Here is a 15,010-nt window from a genome sequence, read left to right as displayed (position 1 = left end):
GCGGCACCGCCAACGGCACCCAGGCCCAGCTGTACGACTGCAACGGCACCGGCGCCCAGCAGTGGACCGCCACCGCCACGCACCAGTTGGTGAACCCGCAGTCCGGGCGATGCCTGGACGCGACCGGCCCGAGTTCCGCCAACGGCACCCGGCTGCAGATCTGGGACTGCGGCGGTGGCGCCAACCAGGTCTGGAACCTGCCCGGCTGACGTATCGTCAGACCGGAACGCACCGGAGCCCGGTCCCCCGTACGGCGGGGAACCGGGCTCCGGTGCCGGTCGGCTCAGCCGAGGGCCAGCGCCTGCAGCCGGTCCACCGCGCCGTTGAAGTAGTCCTGGTCGCCGGGGAATGTGCCGGAACTGGCGTTCTGCCAGAAGGTCTGGTAGGACCAGCCGTTGGGCAGCGTGCCGGGCGAGGTGTTGTACCGGGCGATCCACAGCGGGTTGGTGCCGCCGAAGCCGCCGTTGTTGCCGGTGCAGGTGGTCCACCAGTCGGTGGTGGTGTAGATCGTCGGGTAGCGGCCCGTCAGGTTGTGCACGGTGTTGCTGAAGCTCGCGATCCAGCTGACCATCGCGCTCTGGCTCAGGCCGTAGCAGGTCGCGCCGTAGGGGTTGTACTCGATGTCCAGCGCGGGCGGCAGGGTCTTGCCGTCGGCCGACCAGCCGCCGCCGTGGCCGACGAAGTAGCTGGCCTGGGTGGCGCCGCTGGAGGCGTTCGGCAGCGCGAAGTGGTAGGCGCCGCGGATCAGGCCCGCGTTGTAGGAGCCGTTGTACTGCTGGGCGAAGTACGGGTTGGTGTAGCCGGTGCCCTCGGTGGCCTTGACGTAGGCGAACCTGCCGCCGTTGGCCGCGACCGAGGACCAGTTGACGTTGCCCTGGTAGCTGGACACGTCCAGGCCCCGGGTCTGGGTGACCAGCGGCTGCAGGCCGCCGGCCGGGCCGCTGCCCTCGTGCGCGACCACCGTGGAGCCGGCGAAGTCGCGCTCCGGGTGGCTGGGACGGAAGTCCTGGCCGGCCGCGGCCGCCTGGGCCGGCAGTGCCGTGCCGGCGGCGAGCAGCAGCGCCGAGACGGCGGTGGCGACCAGGGCCGCGGGGCGGGGCGAGCGGGATGTGCTGGCAGGGGAGGCTGTGCTGGCAGGAGAAGACATGGTTGCTCCAGGAGGCGGGAGAGTGAGAACCACGTGCGAGAAACGCGAGTGCCGAGCACGCGTACCAGTGGTTGGCATGACCGCGCCTGTGGAGCGTAGCGGCCAATCCCCGTCTCCCGCTAGGGAACTGAGGCCCACTCAGCAGAAAAACGTCCACCAGGACCCGCGTAGACCTGCCCGCGCCACCAGGCGTTCACCCTCGACCGGGCGCCCCGTCCGCCCGTCAGCGCAGCCGCCGGGCCACCTCACCGAGCGCCTCGGCCACCACCGCGAGCTGCTCGCGGTCCAGCACGTCGATCAGCGTCTCGCGCACTTCGGCCACGTGCCCGGGCGCCGCCGCGCGCAGGGCGGCCATCCCCTCCTCGGTCAGGTAGGCGAACACCCCGCGCACGTCACTGGAGCAGGACCGCCGCCCGACCAGCCCGGCCTTCTCCAGCTGGGCCACCTGGTAGGTCAGCCCGCTCTTGGAGGTGACCAGCCGGTCCGCCAGCTCGGTCATCCGCATCGAGCGGTCCGGCGCCGCCGACAGGTGCACCAGCACCTCGTACTGGGTGTGCGAGAGCCCGGCGTCGTCCTTCAGCTGCTGCTCCAGCCGGCGCGCCACCAGATTGCTGGCGGCGAGGAACGCTCGCCAGGCCGCCTTCTCCTGCTCGTCCAGCCACCGGGTCTCTGCCATGTGCACCAGCTTATCGCCGTAGTTCAAATGTGAAGTACTGCTGTCGGGTACTGCTGTTAAGTACTGCCCAGGAGGCGGCCTTGCGGGACGGCGTTGCATGAAAATGCAAAGCGATGCATACTCTTCCCATGTCCAAGGTCCTCACCTCCCTCCCGGCCGGCGAGCGCGTCGGCATCGCCTTCTCCGGTGGTCTCGACACCTCGGTCGCGGTCGCCTGGATGCGCGACAAGGGTGCCATCCCGTGCACCTACACCGCCAACATCGGCCAGTACGACGAGCCGGAGATCGACTCCGTGCCCGGCCGCGCGAAGGCCTACGGGGCCGAGGTCGCGCGCCTGGTGGACTGCCGCGCGGCACTGGTCGAGGAGGGCCTGGCCGCGCTCACCTGCGGCGCGTTCCACATCCGCTCCGGCGGGCGCGCCTACTTCAACACCACCCCGCTGGGCCGCGCCGTCACCGGCACCCTGCTGGTGCGCGCGATGCTCGAGGACGACGTCCAGATCTGGGGCGACGGCTCCACCTTCAAGGGCAACGACATCGAGCGGTTCTACCGCTACGGCCTGCTGGCCAACCCGCACCTGCGGATCTACAAGCCCTGGCTGGACGCCGACTTCGTGACCGAGCTGGGCGGCCGCAAGGAGATGTCCGAGTGGCTCCTCGCGCACGGCCTGCCCTACCGGGACAGCACCGAGAAGGCCTACTCCACCGACGCCAACATCTGGGGCGCCACCCACGAGGCGAAGACCCTGGAGCACCTGGACACCGGCGTCGAGACCGTCGAGCCGATCATGGGCGTGCGGTTCTGGGACCCGTCGGTCGAGATCACCGCCGAGGACGTGACGATCGGCTTCGAGCAGGGCCGCCCGGTGACGATCAACGGCAAGGCCTTCGCCACCGCCGTCGACCTGGTGATGGAGGCCAACGCGATCGGCGGCCGGCACGGCCTGGGCATGTCCGACCAGATCGAGAACCGGATCATCGAGGCCAAGAGCCGCGGCATCTACGAGGCGCCCGGCATGGCGCTGCTGCACGCCGCCTACGAGCGCCTGGTCAACGCGATCCACAACGAGGACACCGTCGCCCAGTACCACAACGAGGGCCGCCGGCTGGGCCGCCTGATGTACGAGGGCCGCTGGCTGGACCCGCAGGCCCTGATGGTCCGCGAGTCGCTGCAGCGCTGGGTCGGCACCGCGGTGACCGGTGAGGTGACGCTGCGGCTGCGCCGGGGCGAGGACTACTCGATCCTCGACACCACCGGCCCGGCGTTCAGCTACCACCCGGACAAGCTCTCGATGGAGCGCACCGAGGACGCCGCCTTCGGCCCGGTGGACCGGATCGGCCAGCTGACCATGCGCAACCTGGACATCGCCGACTCGCGCGCCAAGCTGGAGCAGTACGCCGACCTCGGCCTGCTCGGCAGCGGTTCGCCGGCCGTCGGCGCCGCCCAGGCGGCCGCCACCGGCCTGATCGGCAACCTGCCGCAGGGCGGCGCCCAGGCCATCGCGGCCGGCGGCGACGCCTCCACCGACGAGACGCCGCTGGACCGCGCCGCGATGGAGTCCGGCACGGACTGACCCCGCCCCCGCATACCCCCTGGGCCGGTCCGGCGCGCCACGGCGCACCGGGCCGGCCCAGGCCCGACCGTCCTGGCGTACGCCCGCGCGCATGTTGTTCAAATTCGAATCGCTGTGTACGCTCACGTCAGGTCATGGTTCAAATTGGAACTACGGCCAGATCGAGCGACTGGAGCAGCCGATGACCACGACCGTGATCCCCGACGCGACGGTCCGTACCCGGGTCCGGGTCCCGCTGCGCTTCGGCGACGGCTACGCGGTCGACTCCGAGCTGGTCACCTTCCACGGACTGGCCGACGGCCTGGAGCACCTGGCCATCGTGCTCGGCGACCCGAGCGGCCCCGCCGTCCCGCTGGTCAGGCTGCACTCCGAGTGCCTGACCGGCGACGTCTTCGGCTCGGCCCGCTGCGACTGCGGCCCGCAACTGCGCGAGGCGGTCGAGCAGATCGCCGACCGCGGCGGCTACCTGCTCTACCTGCGCCAGGAGGGCCGCGGCATCGGCCTCTACAACAAGCTCGACGCCTACGCCTTGCAGGACCAGGGTCACGACACCTACCAGGCCAACGCGGCCCTGGGCCTGCCGGAGGACGGGCGCGACTACACCGCCGCCGCTCAGATGCTCACCGCCCTCGGCGCGACCGGCGTCGACCTGCTCTCCAACAACCCCGACAAGGCCGGTCAGTTGCAGGAGTTCGGGATCGACGTGCAGACCCGGATCCCCACCGGCGTCCACTCCACCCCGCACAACCTGACCTATCTGCGCACCAAGGTCCGCGGCACCGCCAACCTGCTCGCACACGACCTGCTCGCCGGCCGGATCGCCTGATCCGTCATCACATCACCCACAAGAACAAGCATGTCGCCAGGGAACAGCAGTGCGATATTGTGAAATCGCGCGGGCATCTCGTGAGGTGACGGTAGTTTCATAGTACGCTCCCGTAGTACTGGCGGGTTGGGATAATTCCCCCCGCTCCCGAATTCCCTGGGGCCGGACTTGACGTAGTCCTGGTTTCCGCAGGTCGGACGGTTGCCGACTTGACGGAGTGTGCCGCCGTGTCCGGCTGGCCGTTGTGACGTATCGGGCCGACTGATTGACTTGCCGTCGAACCGAAGACCAATGGCTGGAAACACAAGCTATCGATGCCCAATCGGATTCCCTTCGTCCTTTTCTCCCGCAGTACTGGGACGGGGAAGAACGGATGGGGCCGGTGACCGCTCCTGACATCCAGACGGATATGGGGCGGTCCGTTTCGATGATCACTGGCATGAGTGCGGCATCGCCTCCGTATGCCGGCCCTCACTGCTTCGACATCGGCTCCGCTTCGATGGCCCGGCGATTGGTTTTCCTCGTCTCGAGGTCGCGACCTGCGACTTCATCCAGCGAAACGGAGACTGATCATGGCTCTGGGGTCCATCGCGGCCGTCCTGCCAAGCGGTCCTGCCCGCAGGCCCGTGATGCTGATGGCACTCGGCACCTTCGCCCTGGGAACTGACGCGTTCGTCATCAGCGGGGTGCTCTCCCAGGTCGGCAACAGCCTGGGTGTTTCCCTCGGCATGGCCGGCCTGCTCATCACCGCCTTCTCCGCGGTGTACGCGATCAGCGCGCCGGTGTCCGCCGTCCTCACCGGCAACATGGGTCGCAAGCGGGTCATGCAGCTGGCACTGACGATCTTCGTCATCGCCAACGTGGCCGCCGTGTTCGCGCCCAACTACGGGATCATGGTGGCCGCCCGCGTGCTGGCCGCCATCGGTGCCGGGCTCTACACGCCGTCCGCCGCCGCGGCCGCGGCCAGCATCGCCAAGCCGGAGGAGCGCGGACGGGCGCTCACCATGGTGCTCGGCGGGCTGACGATCGCCAACGCGGTCGGCGTGCCGCTCGGCACCTTCATCGGACAGGCCGTCAGCTGGCGGGTCACCTTCGCGGTCGTCTCCGTCCTGGGCCTGATCGCCCTCTTCGGCCTGACCCACGCGCTGGGTGACATCCCCTCGCTCGGCGTCGTGTCGCTGCGCGACCGCATCAGCGCCGCCGCCATCAAGGGCGTGCCCGCCACCCTGGCCTCCGTCGGCATCGCCATCTGCGGTGTCTTCATCCTGTACACCTACCTGGCCTGGTTCGTCGGGGACGTCGGCGGACTGCACGGTACCGCTGTCTCGTGGGTCTACCTGATCTTCGGTCTGACGGCGGTGGTCTGCAATTTCTCGGCCGGCTGGCTGATCGACCACATCCGCCCTGCCCGCGTCGCCACCCTCGCCTTCATCGGCCTGGTCCTGGTGCACGTGGCGTTCACCGTGACCGTGTGGACCGCCAAGGGCTCCTCCGCGGCGGTGTACGTGCTGTGCCTGCTGGTGGCCCTGTGGGGTCTGACCAGCTGGTTGTTCTACCCCGCGCAGCAGAAGCGCCTGGTGACCGTCGCGGGCGCGCGCGCCCCCGTGGTCCTGTCCCTGGGGGCGTCGTCCCTGTACGCCGGCCAGGCCCTCGCGGGTGTCGTGGGCGGCGTGCTCGTGCCGCACGGCCCGGCCAGCGTGGCGATCGCCGCAGGAGTCTGCGTGCTGATCGCGCTTGCGGTGCACCTCGTCTCGTCGGCCCGGGACCGTCCGATTCCCGCCCCGGTCCCGACGGAGGCTCCCGCAGCCTCACAGACCCGGAGCTCGAGTTCCAGCTCCGTGTGAGGCATTCCCCGGCGCGCCCCAGAAGGAGTGATTCCTACCATGACCGACGTTCTCACCTCGACCGTTGAAACGCTCGCCCGAAGCGGGCTGTTCATCGGCGGCAGCTGGACCGCCGCCGCCGCAGGCGGGGTCTACCAGACCGTCAACCCGGCCGACCGCAGCGTGATCGCGGAGGTGGCCAACGGCACGGCCGCCGACATCGAGGCCGCTGTCCAGGCCGCCCGCCAGGCCTTCGACCGAGGCTCCTGGCCGCGGCTGTCCGGACACGAGCGGGCCCGAGTCCTGTTCGCGGTCGCGGACCTGATCGAGCGTGACAGCGAGGAGATCGCCACCCTCGACACGCTCGAGATGGGCAAGCCCATCTCGTCGACCCGGGCCGAGGTCGCTGCTGCGGCCGCGATCTACCGGTACTATGCGGGGCTGGCCGGCGACCTGTCGGGCAGCACCCACTCCCCCGTCGGCAACGGGTTCGTCTACACGCTGCGCGAGCCGATCGGCGTCATCGGCGCCATCACCCCGTTCAACGCCCCCCTGGTGCTGGCCACTTCGAAGCTGGCGCCGGCGCTGGCCGCCGGCAACACCGTGGTGCACAAGCCCTCCGACACCACTCCGCTGTCTGCCCTGAAGATCGCCAGACTGTTCGTGGAGGCCGGTCTGCCGGAGGGTGTGCTGAACGTGGTGCCCGGCACCGGTGCCGGTCCCGGGATCGCCCTGGTGGCCCACCCGGCCGTCGACAAGATCGCGTTCACCGGGTCCACCGGCGTGGGCCAGCAGATCATCAAGGCCTCCGCGGACACCTTCAAGAAGGTCTCGGTCGAGCTCGGCGGCAAGTCGGCGAACATCGTCTTCGCCGACGCCTACCTCGACCAGGCGATCGCGGACGCGTTCTTCGGCGTCTTCTACACCTCCGGCCAGCTCTGCGTGGCCGGCTCGCGGCTCCTGGTGCAGCGGCCCGTCTACGACCAGGTCATCGAGGGCCTGGTCAAGACGGCCGAGTCCTTCCAGCCCGGCGACCCGATGGATCCCGCCACTCTGATCGGTCCGCTGGCCCACCAGGCGCAGTTCGACCGGGTCAGCGACTACGTCCGGCTCGGCCGGCTCGAAGGCGCCGAACTGGTGACGGGGGGTCACCCCGCCCACCCGCAGGGGTTCGAGTCCGGCTGGTTCTACGCTCCGACGATCTTCAGCAACGTGCGCAACGACATGCGGATCGCGCAGGAGGAGATCTTCGGCCCGGTGCTGGGCGTCATTCCGTTCGACACCGAGGAGGAGGCGGTGGCCATCGCCAACGACTCCGAGTTCGGCCTGGCCTCCGGCGTGCAGACCGCCGACATCAAGCGCGCCCACCGGGTCGCCGCGGCGATGCGGGCCGGCGGCTGCTGGATCAACACCTACAACCAGTGGGACCAGTCGATCTCCTTCGGTGGCCGCAAGGCCTCCGGCTACAGCCGCGAGCTCGGCATCGGGACGCTGCACGCGTACACCGAGTCGAAGTCGGTCTGGGTCGGGCTCCAGTCGCAGCCCGAGGGCTGACACCTGAGGGCCGAGGCCTGCTGACCGAGCGGTAGAGCACGTCGAAGCAGTCGGAGAGGGCGCGATGGCCATCGCGCCCTCTCCGGCGTTCCCGGCCGTGCAGGCGCTGCCGGTTGCGCGGGCGTTCCCGGCTCCGCAGGCGCTGCCGGGAACGCGGACGGTGCAGGCAGCACAGGCGGTACGGGCAGCGCAGGCCGTGCAGGCGCGGTACGGGCAGCGCAGGCCGTGCGGGCGGTGCCGGCAGGGGCGAGCAGTGCTGCGGGCCCCGGCGGGCGGGTGCGGTCCGCGACCGTTGCGCCGGGCCCACCGCGTGGCCACCCTCCGCCCGACGCGCGAACCCCGGGGCCCGGGCGGCCACGGGGTGGTTCGGGTTCAGGGTCCGGGTCCGGTGTCAGGAACAGCAGCTGACAGCGTTCAGCCCGGGTGAGGCACAGGGCCTCACCCGGGCTGAACCCCAGGCACGGAGAGCGGCGGACCTACTCGGCGCCGGGCGGCGGCGGGACGACGCCCAGCTGCTGCAGGATGCCGAGCACGTCGACGTTGGCCCAGCGCTCGACGATCTGGCCGTCGGCGATCCGGACGATGGTGATGCCGGTCCAGGTCAGCGTCTTGCCGGTCGGCGGCAGGCCCTGGAACGGCCCGTTGTGGGTGCCCGTCATCGACCAGTGGTGGACCACCAGGTCGTCCTCGGCGATCTCGTGCAGGACGGTGAGCTGCAGGCCCGGGAACGCCGCCCGGAACCCGTTGATCACGCCCTTGAAGGCCTCGATACCCTGGGAGTTGTCGAAGTGGTCGATCACGTCCGGGTGGATGTACTTCTCCGCCGGACCGAAGTCCCCCTGGTTCCAGGCCGCCGGGAACACGGCGATGGCGATCCTCTTGTTCTCCTCGACAGACATCGTCGTTCCTCACTCGAGACTAGGTGAACGGTGCGGGACTGCTGAGCTGCTGGACCCTCAGAGCAGGTCGGGCAACCCGTAGTCGTAGCTGCGGTTCTCGCCCCACGGCTCGCGGCGGATCCGGCCGGTCGCGTCGACCACCGACAGCTGCGACTCCATCGGCTTGCCCTTGAAGCGGTCGGCGATCCAGTCGGCCATGTACTGGAACTCGTTCGGCCCCAGGTAGCTGGAGGACCGGCTGTGCAGGGTGTGGCCCTCGCCCTGGTACAGCAGCAGTTCCTTGGGGGTGGTGACGTCGTTGAGCACCTGGAAGGTGGACTCGATCGAGGACCAGTCGTCGTCCTCGCCGCTGCAGACCAGGTAGGGGCAGGTCACCTTGGCACCCAGGCCCTGGGCGTTGATGCCCGGGATGAACTTGTCGAACTCGGCCTCGTCCTCGTAGCCCGCCATGAACATGAAGCGGAGCTTGAAGGTCGGCGAGTTCATCTGGAAGGCGGTGTCCTCGCCCTGCTCGTAGCTGGGGTAGGCGATCGCACAGGCCTTGGTGGTCGGGATGACCGTGGAGATCTGGCTGGCCCACAGCGCGCCCATGCTCACGCCGCGCACCGCGACCTGCTCGGTGTCGATCTCCTCCTGCTGGCCCAGCCAGTCGTAGATCGCCCGGCCGGCCTCGTAGAAGCCGTCCTCGGTGATGAAGATCTCGCGCAGTGCGGAGGAGTACTGGCCCGGACCGTCGAACAGGAAGACGGCGATGCCGCGGCTGAGGAACTGGTCGCCGTTCAGCGCGACGCAGATCTCCTTGGTGCTGTCCATGCCGCCGACGGTGATGACGACGGGCACCTTGTCACCGGGCCGGTAGTTCGGCGGAAGGTGCAGCCAGCCCGGCAGGGCCTTGCCCTGGTACGGGATCTCGGCCTGGCGCACGATGTGGTCGGCGTACTCCGCGTACTTGCCGTAGCAGAAGTTCTTCCGCTTCTCCAGCTCGTGGTTCTGCCGGGTGTGGTCGGCGATCGGCCACTGCGCCTGGCCGTACAGGACCGAGGCGATGTAGTAGCTCTCCCGCGCCGCGACCGTGTAGCCCTGCTCGTCGAGCGTCTCGGCGTTCCGCTGGCGGTGCTGCGCGGCCGCCGCGTACTCGCGCGCGATGTCGTTGTACTTCTTGACGTTCCGCTCCACGCGGAGGAAGTCACCGAGGGCGCCGATGCCGCACGGGAACAGGGCGAAGTCCATGTCGCCCTGGTCCCAGGTCACGCCCACGGCCTGGATCACGTTGTCCAGCACCCAACGCTGCTCGCGAAAGCGCTCGACGCGCCTTTCTACCCCGGCCGGCAGTGTCGGCATGGTCTGTTCTCCTTCTTCTCTTCGGATCGAACTTCGAGTGGCTCCGAGAAGCCGGTCAGTCGGCCGGTCCGGCCAGCCGCACTAGTTCGTGCCGATGACGCCCAGCTGCTGGAGCAGGCCGAGGCCGTCCTCCGCGACGTGGATGGACACGATCTTTCCGCCGGAGAGGTGGAAGAGGTCGGTTCCGGCGTCCTTGACGAAGTTGCCGCTGGCCGGCGCACCGAGGAATTCCCCGGACTGCGTGCCGGTCATCTGGTAGCGGACCGCGACCTGGTGCTCGTCGGCGATCAGGTAGTCCGGGGCGAAGCCGGCGTCCGGGAACGCGTTGCGCAGACCGGTGACGAACTGCTTCATGCCCTCCGGGCCACGCATCGGGTCGGGCAGCGTGGGGATGTGGAAGGCGAAGTTCGGGGCCATCAGCTCGTCGATCACGTCCAGGTTGCCCTGGCTCATGATCTCGGTGAAGTAGCGGCCCACGACGGCCTTGTTGGCCTCCGGGGTGCTCGGCACCGGAGTAGCCGAGGGCGCGCCCGGGAACAGGACCCGGCCCAGCTGGGTGATCAGTCCGAGGCCGTCCTCGTTGGCGGTGACCTCGGTGATCTTCCCGTCGCGGATCTGGTGCCAGGTCATGCCCTCGATGTGGAACTGGTTGCCGGCCGCCGGCACGTCACCGATGACGGTGGGGAAGGGAATGCCGGTGTGGTGTCCGCGGGCGGTCCAGCGCGTCATCACCCGGTCGTCCTCGGCCACCATGTCCTCGACCGCGAAGTGGATGTCGGGGAAACAACCCCGGAGCATTTCCACCAGGCCCTTGTAGCCCTCGACGCCGCGGAACGGCTCCTCGTGGGTGGGCAGGGTGAAGACGAAATCGGGCGAGGTGATCTCCTCCAGGGTCTTGAAGTCACCCTGGTTGAACACCTCGTTGAAGTAACGGAGTGCGAGGGACTTGTTCGCCTCGACAGACACGGGATTGTCCTTTCCTCGGCTGGATCTGCGGTCGCCGTCAGGTACTCGGCGAGCTCAGCGTCGATGCGCACCTGCGGAATCAGTAATCATCGAGACGGGCCGCGTCCGTGGCTTCCGCTAATGGCCATTGATCTTCCGCTCCGGTGACGAGTAAAGCCACCGGCCCGAAAGGTCACAACGGGCTGCTCGGCGCCGTGCCGCACTCTGGCAAGTCAGCTGCCTTTTGACCTGCGGAAACCGTTACTTCGTCAGGTGACGGCGGGTACTTGCCCGCGGGCCGGCGGCATGGCGCATTTCCCCCGTCCAGGCGTCGCGGCGAGGCCGGTCAGCCGGTGACGGCGGCCTCGGCCCAGATGGTCTTGCCGCGCGGACCGTAGCGGGTGCCCCAGCGGTCGGTCAGGCGCATCACGAGGTAGAGGCCGCGGCCGCCCTCGTCGGTGCTGCGGGCGTGGCGCAGGTGCGGGGCCGTGCTGCTGGAGTCGGAGACCTCGCAGGTCAGGTACCGGTCCCGGATCAGCCGCAGCACGATCGGGCCGTCCCCGTACCGGATCGCGTTGGTGACCAGCTCGCTGACCACCAGTTCGATCTCGAAGGCGTGCGCCGCCAGGCCCCAGGCCGTCAGCTGACTGGTCACCAGGCGGCGGGCGGTGGCCACCACCGTCGGGTCCGCCGACAGCGTCCAGCTGGCGGTGCGGTCGGCCGGCAGGCCCCGGGTGCGGGCCAGCAGCAGCACCGCGTCCTGCTCGGCGTCCTCGTCGGCCAGCGCGTACGCCACCGCGTCGGCCAGCTCGGGCAGTGCGCGGTCGGTGTGCGCGAGCACCCGGCGCAGCCGGGCCGGCGCGTCCTCGTCCCCGGCCAGCAGGCCCTTGGTGTAGAAGCAGAGCACGGTGCCGTCCACCAGCTCCACGGTGACCGACTCCCGCAGCTCCTCCCGCTCCTCGCCGCCGGCGCCCAGCGGCGGCCCGATCGGCACCGCCAGCCGTTCCAGCTCGCCACCCGGACCGGTCACCACCAGCGGCGCGGGGTGGCCGGCCGCGGCGGCGGTCAGCTGCCGGGTGACCGGGTCGTACACCGCGTACACGCAGCTGGCGACGGGGTTCTGCCCGCTGCGCCGGGCCAGCCGGCGCGCCGTGCCGTCCAGCCGGTTGAGCAGTTCGTCCGGTGCGAGCTCCAGATCGGCCAGGGTGCGCACGGCGGTGCGCAGCTGCCCCATGTCGGCGGCCGCCTCCACCCCCTCGCCCCGCACGTCGCCGACCACCAGCGCGACCCTGGCCCCGGGCAACTCGATCACGTCGTACCAGTCGCCCCCGGCGGTGGCGGGCAGGTACAGGTGCGCGCTCTCCACCGTGGACAGCTTGGGCGTGCCGCTGGGCAGCAGGTGGCGCTGCAGCGTGGTGGCGGTGGCCCGCTCGCGCAGGTAGGTGGCGGCGTTGTCGATGCCCAGCGCGCCGCGCGAGGCGATCTGGGCGGCCAGTTCCAGGTCGTCCGGGGTGTACGGGCCGTCGCCCTCGCAGCGGTAGAGGGTGAGTACGCCGAGCACCGCCTGCTCGGGGGCCACCAGCGGCACGGTGAGCAGCGAGCGCACCCCGGCGGCGGCCAGCACCCCGGCCCGCGCGGGGTCGGCGCCCGCCCACAGGTCGTGCGCGTCGAGCCGGGCCACCAGTCGCGGACGCCCGTCCGCCAGGGCCCGGGTGAACGGGGTGGCGAACGGCAGGGTCTCCAGCACGTTCTCGCGCTGGGTCGACCAGGCGCCGCGGGCGGCGCGGAAGGCCAGGCGGCGCAGCGGCAGGTCCGGGGCAGCCGGCCCCCGGCGCCGCTGTTCGCCGCGCAGCAGGTCGTCCAGGACGTGCACGGTGGCGGCGTCGGCCAGCGCGGGGACCAGCACCTCGGCGAGCTGCTCGGCGGTGGCGGTCGGGTCCAGCGTGGTGCCGACCAGGCGGTACGCGTCGTACAGCAGGTCCAGCCGGTCCCGGGCCCGTTCCTGCTCGGTCTCGTTCTCGACGGCGACCACCAGGCCGCCCCCGCCCCCGTCGGCCGGATCGCCCAGCCGGAAGATCGAGACGGCGACCGCCATCTCGCGGTCGGGGCCGGTCGGCGGGCGGCCGCGCAGCGGGTAGCTGCGGAGCGGACGGCCGGTGCGCAGTACCTCGTGGGCCAGCTCGCGCAGCTCGGTGACCCGGAAGCCGGTGGCGACCTCGGAGATCCGGCGGCCGAGCACCTGGTCGGGCGGCAGGCCGCGCAGGCCGGCGGCGGCGGTGTTGTACCGGGTGATCACCAGCTCGTCGTCCAGCACGAAGAGGCCGATGGGGGCCTGGGTGAACAGCGCCTCCAGCACCGCGGCCCCCAGACCGTCCACCGGGCGCGGGTCCGGGCGCGGGTCCGGGTCCGGGCGCGGGTCCGGGTCCGGGCGCGGGTCCGGGTCCGGGCGCGGGTCCGGCGCGCCGTCCTCGTGCGTGCGCTCCACCTGCGCCACCTCCTGGCCCACCGCAGCTGCTGCCCCGCTCCTGACCCTTGGCCCAGCCGCGCCGCGGCGCCAGCCCGCTGCTGCGAACGGGCGACGGGGAACGGGGGCCCGGTGGCCCCGGCGCCCCAATAGTTGTTCAAATTCGAACTCGGAGGTAGGCTCCAAGATAGGAGTTCAAATTTGAACCAGCTCCGCCCCCGGCCGTGAGGAGACCGCCATGCCCGTCCGCCGCCTCAACCACGCGGTGCTCTACATCCGCGACGTGGCGACCTCCGTCGCCTTCTACACCGAGGTGCTCGGCTTCAAGGTCGACGTCGAGATCCCGGGCCGCGCCGCGTTCCTGAGCGCCCAGGAGACCCAGAACGACCACGACCTGGGCCTGTTCGCGCTCGGCGCCGACGCGCCGGGTCCGCAGCCGGGCCGGGTCGGGCTGTACCACCTGGCCTGGGAGGTCGGCACGCTCGGCGAGCTGGCCGAGATCGGCCGCGTGCTCGCCGAGCGCGGCGCACTGGTCGGGGCCACCGACCACCAGGTCTCCAAGTCCTTCTACGCCAAGGACCCGGACGGCAACGAGTTCGAGGTGATGTGGCGGGTGCCGCGCGCGGACTGGCCGAGCGCCGAGGACGGCCCGGGCCTGCGGGCCCTGGACCTGCAGGCCGCCATCGACCGCTGGGGCGCCGACCTGGCCACCGGCGCGGCGGCCGGCTCCGCCACCTGACACCGGGGCAGCCCGCCGGGCCCGGCGGCCGGGTCGGCCGACCAGGGCTGGGCTGACCGGACCCGGGACCCGGTCAGCCCAGGTACGGCGACGGGATCGCCAGCAGCTCCACCAGCCGCCGGGCCACCGCGTCCGCCCGGGTGAGCGGTACGACCGGCTCGTCCCCGTACCGGCTCGGCCGGACCCCGCGCACCGCGCACAGGTGCAGCAGCCACAGCGTGCGGATGGTGTTGCTGGCCTCGGCCGGCACCGGACCGGGCCGGCCCGCGGCGAACAGTTCGGCCACCCGGTCCAGCCAGCCCGTCGACTGAGCGTCCGTCAGCCCGGGGCGCAGCAGCACCCGGGCCATCGCGTGGGCCAGCCGGTCGTCCTCCAGCGCATCCCAGACCTGCGCGGTCGGCGCCACCATCCGGGCCGCGCCCAGCGCCAGCAGCAGCTCCGGGTCGGCCTCGCCGTGCGTGCCGAACGCGCCCAGCAGGTCCGCGCCGTGCGCCACCGCGTGCAGCCAGCCGAGCTCGGCGTCGTACCCGCGCAGGTCCGGCTCCGCCGGGTACCAGGCGGCGAACGCGGCCAGCCAGCTCGGGCGGTAGTGCCCGTGCTTGACCAGCGCGGCCAGGATCAGCGGGGCGAAGGTGCGGGCCTGGACCTCGGGATCGGTGAACCGCTCGGCCATCGCGTCACCCAGCTCCACCGCCTGCTCGGGGTTGAGCCGCGGCACCAAGGCGGCCAGCGCGGTGTACGCGTGGTCGTCCCGCACGGCGGGGTCGGGCGAGCGCAGGTCGGCACAGAGTTCGGCGAGCGGGAAATCCATGATCGAACATCCTAGGGCCTGTCTCGAACTGGCGTCGTCCCCCGAAGGGCGGCCCCACGGCGTCTGGTGCGTGCTCTCGGCGTGCCGGGCGGAAGTCCTCGTACTGGGTCGTACTTGGGCTATCGATCGGTGCGGCGAGAGTGCGTGCCAGGGATCGCGGGGCAGACGGCAGTGTGAAGACAGGCCCTAGCGGCAATACCAGTGACTTAAG

The 15,010-nt window shown here is 70.8% G+C and carries 13 protein-coding genes; 6 read left to right on the top strand and 7 right to left on the bottom strand.

What is annotated here, in order from left to right; all coding sequences use genetic code 11:
* A partial coding sequence (locus C7C46_RS25660; RefSeq protein WP_146259205.1) for an RICIN domain-containing protein occupies positions 1-209 on the top strand: 209 nt, incomplete at its 5' end.
* A gap of 74 nt (positions 210-283) precedes the next feature.
* Here C7C46_RS25660 and C7C46_RS25655 read toward each other — a convergent pair.
* Positions 284-1,147: a GH25 family lysozyme gene (locus tag C7C46_RS25655; protein WP_110672291.1), complete on the bottom strand. Its 864-nt coding sequence runs from the start codon at positions 1,145-1,147 to the stop codon at positions 284-286.
* A 223-nt stretch (positions 1,148-1,370) separates the two neighbouring features.
* Positions 1,371-1,823, bottom strand: coding sequence for a MarR family winged helix-turn-helix transcriptional regulator (locus tag C7C46_RS25650; protein ID WP_110672293.1), 453 nt, complete (start codon positions 1,821-1,823; stop codon positions 1,371-1,373).
* 128 nt (positions 1,824-1,951) lie between these two features.
* On the opposite strand from C7C46_RS25650, the gene argG reads away from it, so the two are divergent.
* From argG to C7C46_RS25630, 4 genes are all read left to right on the top strand, one after another.
* On the top strand, positions 1,952-3,397 hold the full coding sequence (gene argG / locus C7C46_RS25645; RefSeq protein WP_110672290.1) for an argininosuccinate synthase: 1,446 nt from the start codon (positions 1,952-1,954) through the stop codon (positions 3,395-3,397).
* 181 nt (positions 3,398-3,578) lie between these two features.
* Positions 3,579-4,223: a GTP cyclohydrolase II gene (locus C7C46_RS25640; RefSeq protein WP_110672289.1), complete on the top strand. Its 645-nt coding sequence runs from the start codon at positions 3,579-3,581 to the stop codon at positions 4,221-4,223.
* A 635-nt stretch (positions 4,224-4,858) separates the two neighbouring features.
* On the top strand, positions 4,859-6,067 hold the full coding sequence (locus C7C46_RS25635; protein WP_181442516.1) for an MFS transporter: 1,209 nt from the start codon (positions 4,859-4,861) through the stop codon (positions 6,065-6,067).
* A gap of 39 nt (positions 6,068-6,106) precedes the next feature.
* Positions 6,107-7,600 carry an aldehyde dehydrogenase family protein gene (locus C7C46_RS25630; protein ID WP_110672287.1) on the top strand — a complete coding sequence of 498 codons (1,494 nt, stop codon included), beginning with the start codon at positions 6,107-6,109 and terminating at the stop codon, positions 7,598-7,600.
* Between the two features lie 476 nt (positions 7,601-8,076).
* Here the strand turns inward: C7C46_RS25630 and C7C46_RS25625 are convergent, their stop codons facing one another.
* The 4 genes from C7C46_RS25625 to C7C46_RS25610 all read right to left on the bottom strand — a co-directional run bounded on the left by C7C46_RS25625 (position 8,077) and on the right by C7C46_RS25610 (position 13,270).
* On the bottom strand, positions 8,077-8,499 hold the full coding sequence (locus C7C46_RS25625; protein WP_110672286.1) for an ester cyclase: 423 nt from the start codon (positions 8,497-8,499) through the stop codon (positions 8,077-8,079).
* Between the two features lie 57 nt (positions 8,500-8,556).
* Positions 8,557-9,840, bottom strand: a complete 1,284-nt coding sequence (locus C7C46_RS25620) for an alpha/beta hydrolase family protein (protein WP_110672285.1) — start codon at positions 9,838-9,840, stop codon at positions 8,557-8,559.
* 81 nt (positions 9,841-9,921) lie between these two features.
* Entirely contained in the window at positions 9,922-10,806 is an 885-nt protein-coding gene (locus C7C46_RS25615) for an ester cyclase (protein ID WP_110672284.1), read from the bottom strand.
* Positions 10,807-11,131: 325 nt separating this feature from the next.
* The gene (locus C7C46_RS25610) at positions 11,132-13,270 is read right to left on the bottom strand and encodes an ATP-binding SpoIIE family protein phosphatase (RefSeq protein WP_245984900.1); all 2,139 of its coding nucleotides are present in this window, start codon (positions 13,268-13,270) and stop codon (positions 11,132-11,134) included.
* Between the two features lie 217 nt (positions 13,271-13,487).
* Here C7C46_RS25610 and C7C46_RS25605 point away from each other — a divergent pair, with 217 nt between their 5' ends.
* The gene (locus C7C46_RS25605) at positions 13,488-13,988 is read left to right on the top strand and encodes a VOC family protein (protein WP_110672283.1); all 501 of its coding nucleotides are present in this window, start codon (positions 13,488-13,490) and stop codon (positions 13,986-13,988) included.
* 73 nt (positions 13,989-14,061) lie between these two features.
* Here the strand turns inward: C7C46_RS25605 and C7C46_RS25600 are convergent, their stop codons facing one another.
* The gene (locus C7C46_RS25600; RefSeq protein ID WP_110672282.1) at positions 14,062-14,799 is read right to left on the bottom strand and encodes a DUF2785 domain-containing protein; all 738 of its coding nucleotides are present in this window, start codon (positions 14,797-14,799) and stop codon (positions 14,062-14,064) included.
* Between the last annotated feature and the right edge of the window lie 211 nt (positions 14,800-15,010).

Source organism: Streptomyces tateyamensis, from assembly GCF_003205575.1.
Lineage (GTDB): Bacteria > Actinomycetota > Actinomycetes > Streptomycetales > Streptomycetaceae > Kitasatospora > Kitasatospora tateyamensis.
Note: the sequence above shows the minus strand (reverse complement) of the source record. Positions and strands in the feature narration are given on the sequence as shown.

What these genes read in the sequence shown, in the direction of transcription:
- C7C46_RS25655 (WP_110672291.1), bottom strand. Translation starts at nt 1,147, where the DNA reads ATGTCTTCTCCTGCCAGCACAGCCTCCCCTGCCAGCACATCCCGCTCG.
- C7C46_RS25650 (WP_110672293.1), bottom strand. Translation starts at nt 1,823, where the DNA reads ATGGCAGAGACCCGGTGGCTGGACGAGCAGGAGAAGGCGGCCTGGCGA.
- argG (WP_110672290.1), top strand. Translation starts at nt 1,952, where the DNA reads ATGTCCAAGGTCCTCACCTCCCTCCCGGCCGGCGAGCGCGTCGGCATC.
- C7C46_RS25640 (WP_110672289.1), top strand. Translation starts at nt 3,579, where the DNA reads ATGACCACGACCGTGATCCCCGACGCGACGGTCCGTACCCGGGTCCGG.
- C7C46_RS25635 (WP_181442516.1), top strand. Translation starts at nt 4,859, where the DNA reads ATGGCACTCGGCACCTTCGCCCTGGGAACTGACGCGTTCGTCATCAGC.
- C7C46_RS25630 (WP_110672287.1), top strand. Translation starts at nt 6,107, where the DNA reads ATGACCGACGTTCTCACCTCGACCGTTGAAACGCTCGCCCGAAGCGGG.
- C7C46_RS25625 (WP_110672286.1), bottom strand. Translation starts at nt 8,499, where the DNA reads ATGTCTGTCGAGGAGAACAAGAGGATCGCCATCGCCGTGTTCCCGGCG.
- C7C46_RS25620 (WP_110672285.1), bottom strand. Translation starts at nt 9,840, where the DNA reads ATGCCGACACTGCCGGCCGGGGTAGAAAGGCGCGTCGAGCGCTTTCGC.
- C7C46_RS25605 (WP_110672283.1), top strand. Translation starts at nt 13,488, where the DNA reads ATGCCCGTCCGCCGCCTCAACCACGCGGTGCTCTACATCCGCGACGTG.
- C7C46_RS25600 (WP_110672282.1), bottom strand. Translation starts at nt 14,799, where the DNA reads ATGGATTTCCCGCTCGCCGAACTCTGTGCCGACCTGCGCTCGCCCGAC.